An 8212-nucleotide genomic window follows, 5' to 3' on the forward strand; every position below is an offset into this window, starting at 1 on the left:
GAGACTTCGTAACTTGCGTACCGCTACCACGTGGCGGCACCTCTCAACGTCAACTTCCCCGGATCCAGGGCGGCTTGCCCCGCGGGATTCTTCGCGTACGAGGGAGCCGCGGCTCCGTCCGGCGCCCAGCCGTCGCCCGGGAGCCCGAGCAGTGCCCCGCACACCAGCGCGGCGGCCACCGCCACACCCGCGGCCTTCATGTGCTGCCTGCGCCGCATCAGATCGGTGGGCCGCGCCTGCAGCGAGCAGGGGTCGAACTCGGGCGATGCGAGCAGTTCGTACCCCGCCTCGACACCGTCCGCCTCGGCGAGCGCGCCACCGGGGTCGTCGACGCCCGCCGCGTCGAGCACCTTGCGTACGTCGCCGTCGTCGAGGCGCTCCAGGCCGCGCAGTACGTAGGCGGCGCGGGCCGCACCGGAGAGGGCGGAAAGCCGCTGGTCCAGGGCGAGTTCGTCCGCGCCTCCCGAGCGGGGGAAGAGGCGCAGGCCCCGGACCTGGGGCAGCAGCGGCGGGAACTGCGAGCGCTTGGGGAGGGCCGTCCAGCGCAGCGGAAGACCCGCCTCCAGGGCGGTGCGCACGACGCGGAGGCGTACGTACGCGTACCCCGGATCGCCCTGGTGGCGGCCGTCCCTCCCGCGTTGTACGGGGACGGCCGCCTCGTCCTGTGACGTGCGGCTGCGGGGCAGCGCGCGCTGGGTGAGCGAATGGGCGGTCAGGACCCGCCGGTTGCGGCCGAGGCTGGGCGGCAGCACCAGGTAGGCGAGGCGCACAAGACGCGGGTAGTGCTCGACGAGGGCGGCTTCGGCCTGCTCGACATCTACGATGCCGGGGGCATCCTGGTCCGGGGACTGCACATGCGACGACACGTTCAGCAAAACGAGCGAATCCTCAGATGGTCACTTGCCGTTGGGGCTGTACCCCGCGAGGCGTGACCCCTCAAGCAACGCCCCACCCGCTGAACTCCACCGTCCCGCGCCCCCCGTCACCCCCGTTGGTCGCGCTCATGAACAGCCCCGCATCCTGCGCCCCCGCAACACCCGCCACGGTGACGCCTGCCACCACCCGCCAACTGGCCCCGTCATCCGTCGAGCACGCCCCCGTTACCACGTCCCCGGCCCTGCTCAGCCGCAGCAGCACCGGTGCCTTGATCCCCGTGATGCGCTTGTAGGTGTCCAGCGTTCCGTCGCCATTGGTGTCGTACGAGAGCACGACCCCGTTGGCCGGTGTCACGGCGAGGTTTACGAAGCCCTGCGAGCCCGCCTCGCCCAGCTTGTTGCGGGCGATGAGTCCCGCTCTGGCCCACGGGCCGGTCGCGTCCTGGGTGTCCACCCGGACCGTCACCGAGGCCCCGTCCCGCAGCGCCCCTTCCCGGTACAGCGCCCCGAACTCCGTCGTGCCCTTCCACAGGTCGGCCCCGCCCCCGTTGATCGCGTACCGCCCTTCCAGCTCGCCGAAGACCGCCGCATTGTTGGTGTACGTCTTCCAGTCCGCGCCCACCGGACCCGCCTCGTACAGCGTCCCCTCGTGGACGGACCGCACCCGTGCCTCGCCCCGCGGCCCGTACCGCACGGCGATCTCGTACGGCAGTGCCCGCAAGGGTTGGTCCAGGGGTTCGCCCGAAGCCCGCGCCCGCCAGGCGACCTTCCCGGTGCCCCCTGCCTCGACCCGCGGCAGCGACACCGCGCCGTCCGGTTCCGCCTCGATCCCGCTGAGCCCGAAGTCGACACGGCCGGTGTCCCGCAGCCCGTTGACGTTCCGGAACACGGCCTCCACGCGCGCGTGCCCACCGGGCGGGAAGGCGGGCGGTGTCGCGGACACGTCGAGGGAGCCCTGGTACGGGGCACGGGCCAGGACGTCACGGGCCCGCCCCGCGGTCCGGTACGGATCGCCGGTGCCCCGCAGCGGATAGTCCTTGCGCTTGCGGGTCCACGGCTCCTCCACCGCGAACCAGTCGACCGCCTTCGGCTCCCTCCCCGCGGCCAGCGCGTCGGCCAGCTCGTCGAGCCACTTCTGCCAGCGCGGGACGTAGAAGTCGGCCATCAGGCCCGCCCATTCACGGTTGCCGTACTCGTGCAGCTTCCCGCCGTCGGACGTGGGCCGGTCGCCCCACACGGTGATCAGGACCTTCGCGGTCCGCTCGAACTCGGCGCGCTCCGCGTCGTTCGTGCCGAGCCGCCGGGCGGCGTCCACCCAAGGGCCGAGCAGGAACGCCGAGTTCGTCGCCGTCACGTCGTCCGACAGACGCATCAGCTGCAGCCACAGCGTCGAAAGGGCACGGAAGGTCTCCTGGTCCTTCCTGCCGTACGCGGCCCGAAGCTGCGGAAGCAGCTGCCGGCTGCGGTGGGCCAGCGCCTGCCGGGCCACGTCCACCAGGTCGTACCGGTACGCCGCGCTGCCCCGCAGCGCGGGCGCGACCCCGAGCAGACCGGCGAGCGCCGCGTCGAAGCGCCCGGGGTCGTAGGTCAGCGCGCGCGGCGCGTACTCGGCGGCGCGGTTGGCCGCGAGGTCGGGCCGGGCGGCGTACAGCGAGTCGTGCGGGTCGCTGCGCTCGACGGCGGTGTGCCGGTAGGCGGTGTCGTGCAGCGCCTGCCAGGCGGCCCGCGCGTCCCGGTCACGGCCGCCGTACCGGAAGCCGGAGTAGTCCGCGAACCACGCCCCGAGGTCCAACCGCTTCTGGGTCCACGCCAGTTCGGAGAAGAGCTCGAAGGCGGCCGGATCGCGGTCCGTGGCCTCCGGCATGAACGCCGTACCGGCCAGCGCGCTGCCGCCCTTGTCCCGCCACGCGAAGAACTTCTCGTTCCAGATGTGCGCCCGCGCCCCGATCGTCGTACGCCCCCCGAAGTTGGGGATGGTGCCGAACGCGTACGGCGTTCCGCCCCAGTCCTTCTCGCGGTCGGTGACACGGGTGAACCGGTCGGAGACCCCGTCGACGATCAGCATCCGCCGCCGGTCGATCGCGTCGAGCAGCTCGGGCAGCGGATTGGCCTCCCAGCCCAGGATGACCCAGGTCGCACCGGGGCGGGCCTTGCGCAGAGCGGCCTCGACGCCGCGCGCCGCGTCGGGCACCGGGACGTCGCCCGCGGTGCCGCCCTCGTGCAGCAGGTCCATCTTGAAGTGCTCGGCGGCGCCGAAGAGTTGCTCCTGGTGCCGGTAGAAGGACGCGGCGACCTGCGCGAAGGACGAGGTGCGCGGATCGAGCCAGTCGGGGCGCTTGAAGCCGTGCCAGTTGCCCTGCGGCACCACCCGCGCGTCCCCGCCGTTGCGCGCCACGAAGCCGTCCGGGACGTGTCCGTAGTAGCCGGGGAGGACGGGGGCCATCCCAAGATCGCGCAGCCGGTCCACGATTCTGCGGCCCAACTCGGCGCGATCAGCGATGACTTCAGTCGACAGCGGGCCGCCGTAACCCGACAGGTTCTGCAGCAGCCACCACGCCTGGTGCGAGGGCGCGGGCAGCCAGGCGCGCGCCTCCGCGTCGCTGTACCCGAAGTCCTTCAGAAGCCGGTGGTAGACGGCCTCGGCCCCGGCGATCACCAGGACTTCGTTGCAGCCGTGCAGGGCGAGTACGTCGATCATGCGCTCCCAGTACGCCCAGTCGGCGTACGGCGCGGTGTACCCGTCGTTGGTGTCGTTCAGGGCGAACCGGTGCGGCAGCGCGGTCGACCGCTCCAGCGGCCGCGCGGGCGCGGGCAGCTGTCGCGGCAGGTCCAACTGGCTGCCGTTCCAGGTGATATGGGCGCCGCACGTGTACTTCAGATACCAGTGGACCCCGGTGAGCAGCACGGCCGGCGTCGTACCGGAGACCTCGATGCGCCCGGTGGTGCCGGTCACGCGGAAGCGTTCCCTCCCGCCCTGCGCGGGGACGAGTCTGAGGCGGAACTGTTCCGCGTGATGCGGCAGGAGTCTGTTGAGCGCTGAGCGCGCGGAATCCGTATCGAAGGCGGGGCCCTTGGCGGGCCCTTCGGCGGCGTGGGACGGAACGGCCATACCGCTGATGGCACAGCCGATGCCGATGGCTCCGGCGGTGCCGAGCACGGAACGTCGGGACGGGTCGGTCATGTGTACCCCCCTGGGTCGAGCGCTGCGGCGCACGGTATCCGCGCGGTCGCCCGTGCTCAACGGTGCATACGGAAAAGGCGAGTTCGCATCGCCTGAAGGGACTGGTGGGACGATGAAGGCAGCGCGAGGCATGGGTGTGGGACTGCTGCTGTTGCTGGTGGCGTGCGGCGGCTCGGACGGCGACGATGCACCGGAGACGGCGAGCGGCAGCCTGGAGCAGCTGGCGGCCAAGGCGCGGTGCGAGCCCGACATCCAGACGGACGCGGCCGAACTGCGGCAGGCCACCTGTGGGAACGGTGCCCGCCGCTATGTCCTCGTAACCTTTACAAACGCCCGTGGCCAGGCCGAATGGCTCGACGAGGCGGCCGATTACGGCGGCACGTACCTCATCGGCAAGAAGTGGATCGCGGTCGGCGACCAGAAGGTGGTCGCGCGGCTGCGCGGCCGGCTCGGCGGGACGGTGGAGGAGGCCTCGCACCACTCGGGGAGTAGCGGTGGTGGGGATCACGAGGACTCTGGCCCGGGGCACTCGGGCCACTCCGGTCACCGCACGAGCTGACCGCGCAGCGGTTACGGGGGGTCAGCGCGGCAGATCGGGATCAGGTGCAGCGCTGACCTTCGTTGATGCAGTCGGTGACGCGCTGCATCAACTGCTCGTCGAAGACGTTGATGAAGTCGCCGTGGTCGGTGACGGGTTTGTGCAGTTGCTCGGGGAACGAGTCGACGGCGAATCCGGGGCCGGGCGGCACGTCGTACACGATGCGCTGCACCAGCTGCGGAATGGCCTGGAACCCTTGTGGACAGGCGCCGCTCTCCTGGTCGGCGAAGGCCACGTGCGTACGGTGGTTGGCGCTGTCGGTGTTCTGTCCGTCCCAGCAGCTCTGGAAGTTGAAGGTCCGCACGACCTTGCTGCCGTCGGGGCAGATCGGATACTTGTCCTTCAGCTGCCGGTCCTCGAACCCGGTGCAGCTCCAGGACGCGTTGGCGTTCGCGTCACCATTGGTGAACGCCTTGGCGTCGCCCGTGATGATGCGCAGGAATCGCGGCATCTCGACGACGTCGCCCACCGGGCTTCCGACGAATTTCAGGGTGACGGACGTCGGGGTCTGGATCTCCCCGACATTCTGGTCCTTGCCGCCGCCGTCCGCGTCGGCGTCGGCCTCGTCCTGTCCGTTCTGCAGTCGCAGGACCGGCCAGTAATAGGTGGACTTGTCGCCCTGATTTCGGCAACTGGTGTCACCGTTCGCGAGGTCGTCGTCGCTCGCGAAGGCATCATTGGCCTGATTGCCCACGTAATCGTGCATATGGTGGGCGCCATTGCTCACACCGGGCGCGACGATGACATTGTCCGGATTGAACTTGCCGTTCTCGTTCGTCCCGCATTTCGTGATGAACGTCCCGCGCGATGCGCCCTCCTGCTTGTCGGGGCGGTTCACATTGGGCTCAATGGAGTTGATGTCGACGAAATCGTCGGCCACCGGACCATTGCCGTTCTGCTGCCCGCCGTCACCGTCACCGGGTGGCTGCTGCCCGCCGTCGCCTCCCTCCTCCGGAGGCTGCTCGGCGCCGCCGTCCTGCCCTCCCTCGGGCGGCTGCTGGCCCCAGGCGCCGTCCCCGGCCCCGTCCCCGGCGCGCATGGTGCACGCCGCCATGGAGTCGAGCCCGTCGGGCGGCTGACCGCCCGCCTGGTCGATGGCCGCGCCGATCTCCTGGATGACCGGCTGCCGCTCCTCCTCCAGCGGGCCGAGCACGGCCTGGGCCTGCTCGGCGTCCTGTGCGTCGGCGAAGTTCTCGTAGGCGGCGGTGATCTGAGAGTCCAGGTCCGCGAGCCGCCGGTCGACGTCCTCGCGAGCGCCGTCCGGCACTTCCGGCAGCTGATTTCCCACGTCCGGGCAGCTGATGGTGGAAAACCCGGGACCGGAACCCTGCTCGCCGGACTGCGCGGAGACGGGCGGATCGGTGCTTTCCTCGGCGTTCGCGTAGACATTCACCGCGACCATTCCGCCGCCGCCCAGGATGAGCGCCGCCGATGCGGCGATCGCCCGCCCGGCGAGCTTTGATCGCTTTCGTTGTGTGCGTCGTGGTGTGCGTCCCATGCGACTACGTACGCAACAGGAGTCCGCCCCGTTCAATCACAACCGGAATTCTCCGACGGCTGATTCAACGACCTTGATCGAGATAGGCGATGACCGCGAGCACCCGCCGGTTGTCGTCGTCGGAGACCGGCAGGTCCAGTTTCCCGAAGATATTGGACGTGTGCTTGGCGATCGCCCGTTCCGTCACCACGAGCTGCCCCGCGATCGCGGCGTTCGACCGTCCCTGCGCCATGAGTTCGAGCACCTCGCGCTCGCGCGGCGTCAGTTTGCCGAGCGGCTGGTCCGCCGAGCGCCGGGAGAGCAGCTGCTGGATCACCTGCGGGTCCATCGCGGTGCCGCCGGCGGCGACCCGGCGTACCGCGTCGATGAACTGCTCGGCGTCGAAGACGCGGTCCTTGAGGAGATAGCCGATCCCGCCGTTCCCGTCGGCGAGCAGCTCGCGCGCGTACAGCTGCTCCACGTGCTGGGAGAGCACGAGGACGGGAAGGCCCGGCCGTGCCCGCCGCGCGGCCAGCGCGCACTGCAGGCCCTCGTCCGTGTGGGACGGCGGAAGCCGGACGTCGACGACGGCGACGTCCGGCTCCAACTCGGCCAGGGCCTTGGTGAGTTCGGGCCCGGTCTCGACAGCGGCGGCGATCTCGAAGTCGAACGCCTCCAGCATCCGGACCAGACCGTCACGCAGCAGGAAGAGATCTTCGGCTAGGACAACTCGCAAGGGATCTCCATGGTCACCATGGTCGGGCCGCCCGCCGGACTGCTGACGGCCAGTACGCCGTCGAATGTACCGAGTCGGCGTTCGATCCCGCTCAGCCCCGACCCGGCCCCGATGGACGCGCCGCCCTTGCCGTTGTCCGTGACCGCGATCCGCAGCATGCCCTGCGCGTGGTGCATGTCCACCCAGACGCGGTCGGCGCCCGCGTGCTTGATGGCGTTCGTCAGGGCCTCGCTCACCGCGAAGTACGCCGCCGACTCCACCGGCGCCTCGGTCCTGCCGTACAGCTCCACGTCCACGTCGGTCTGCACCGGAAGACGCAGCGCGAGAGCCTTCACCGCGTCACCGAGGCCACGCTCGGCGAGCACCGGCGGGTGGATGCCGCGCACCAGGTCGCGCAGCTCGGTCAGCGCCTCACCGGAGTTCTGCCGCGCCTTGGAGATCAGCTCCTTGGCCTTCGCGGGATCCTTCTCGATCATCGCCTCGATGGTGCCGAGGTCCATGCCCATCGCCACCAGACGGGCCTGCGCGCCGTCGTGCAGATCCCGCTCGATGCGGCGCAGCTCGGCGGCCGACGAGTCCACGGCGTCGTGCCGCGTCTCGGTCAACCGGTCCACGCGCTGGGCCAGTTCGCGCTCCCGCATGGAGGCGGTCGGGGCGAGCAGGGTCCTGGCGAGCAGGAAGTGGCCGCGCAGGATGGCGGGGGTGGCGAAGATGCCGATGACACCGAGGGCGGTGCCGAGCAGGGCCGCCATGTTGGCGGAGCCCTGCGAGGTGACGTGGATGAAGCCGTACCAGTCGCCGCCGCCCGCGTTGTAGATCGGCTCCCAGACGCCCAGGGCGAGGACGTAGCCGTACAGCGGGTAGAGCAGCAGCGCCGGCGCGAAGATCACCGTGACGTAGCCGGCGGTCATGTCGACGAGCAGCCACTGCAGGTCACGCCAGGTCGCCGGGTCCTTCAGCATCAGCGTGGTGCGCTCCACCTGCCCGGTGACGCCACTGCGCAGATCCGCGGGGAAGGGGCGGTAAGGACGCGGGATGTGTACGTCCGACCACGCGCCGGCCTGGGCGCGGCGCAGGTCGGCCCACTTGCGCACGCCGGTCAGCGCCATCGGAGTCGTGAAGACGCCGATCCCCAGCGGGATGAAAGCGATGGACAGGACCGACAGCACGAAGAGGGTGATCGAACCGGCGAGCATGATGACCGACAGGTAGAGCCCTCGGGCTCCCGCCGTCACGGATTCACGGACCCTCGTCATTTTTCCGTCCCCATCTCTTCCAGCGTCATGGCCACATTCTCTCCGCTGAGGTCGGTGCGGGGCATTGGGTCCGGCACCCGAGCAGGGGG

The 8212-nt window shown here is 70.4% G+C and carries 5 protein-coding genes and 1 pseudogene; 1 reads left to right on the forward strand and 5 read right to left on the reverse strand.

The features are described 5' to 3' along the window. Nucleotides 1–26: 26 nt before the first annotated feature. Both ACFWY6_RS42250 and ACFWY6_RS42255 read right to left on the reverse strand, forming a co-directional pair. A pseudogene (locus ACFWY6_RS42250) lies at nucleotides 27–875 on the reverse strand (hypothetical protein); the annotation flags it as partial. A 61-nt stretch (nucleotides 876–936) separates the two neighbouring features. Next, a complete protein-coding gene (locus ACFWY6_RS42255) occupies nucleotides 937–4056 on the reverse strand; it encodes an alpha-N-acetylglucosaminidase (RefSeq protein ID WP_384702246.1) in 3120 nt (1039 codons plus the stop codon). A gap of 112 nt (nucleotides 4057–4168) precedes the next feature. Between ACFWY6_RS42255 and ACFWY6_RS42260 the strand changes: the two genes are divergently transcribed. Next, nucleotides 4169–4615: a hypothetical protein gene (locus tag ACFWY6_RS42260; RefSeq protein ID WP_384702249.1), complete on the forward strand. Its 447-nt coding sequence runs from the start codon at nucleotides 4169–4171 to the stop codon at nucleotides 4613–4615. A 40-nt stretch (nucleotides 4616–4655) separates the two neighbouring features. Here the strand turns inward: ACFWY6_RS42260 and ACFWY6_RS42265 are convergent, their stop codons facing one another. From ACFWY6_RS42265 to ACFWY6_RS42275, 3 genes are all read right to left on the reverse strand, one after another. Further along, nucleotides 4656–6152 carry a DUF1996 domain-containing protein gene (locus ACFWY6_RS42265; RefSeq protein ID WP_384702251.1) on the reverse strand — a complete coding sequence of 499 codons (1497 nt, stop codon included), beginning with the start codon at nucleotides 6150–6152 and terminating at the stop codon, nucleotides 4656–4658. 64 nt (nucleotides 6153–6216) lie between these two features. Next, nucleotides 6217–6867, reverse strand: coding sequence for a response regulator transcription factor (locus tag ACFWY6_RS42270; protein ID WP_266867722.1), 651 nt, complete (start codon nucleotides 6865–6867; stop codon nucleotides 6217–6219). Further along, the gene (locus tag ACFWY6_RS42275) at nucleotides 6852–8123 is read right to left on the reverse strand and encodes a sensor histidine kinase (RefSeq protein WP_384702256.1); all 1272 of its coding nucleotides are present in this window, start codon (nucleotides 8121–8123) and stop codon (nucleotides 6852–6854) included. The genes ACFWY6_RS42270 and ACFWY6_RS42275 overlap by 16 nt, the downstream gene beginning before the upstream one ends. Nucleotides 8124–8212 lie beyond the last annotated feature (89 nt).

The sequence above is a fragment of the Streptomyces sp. NPDC059037 genome, assembly GCF_042740015.1.
GTDB lineage: Bacteria > Actinomycetota > Actinomycetes > Streptomycetales > Streptomycetaceae > Streptomyces.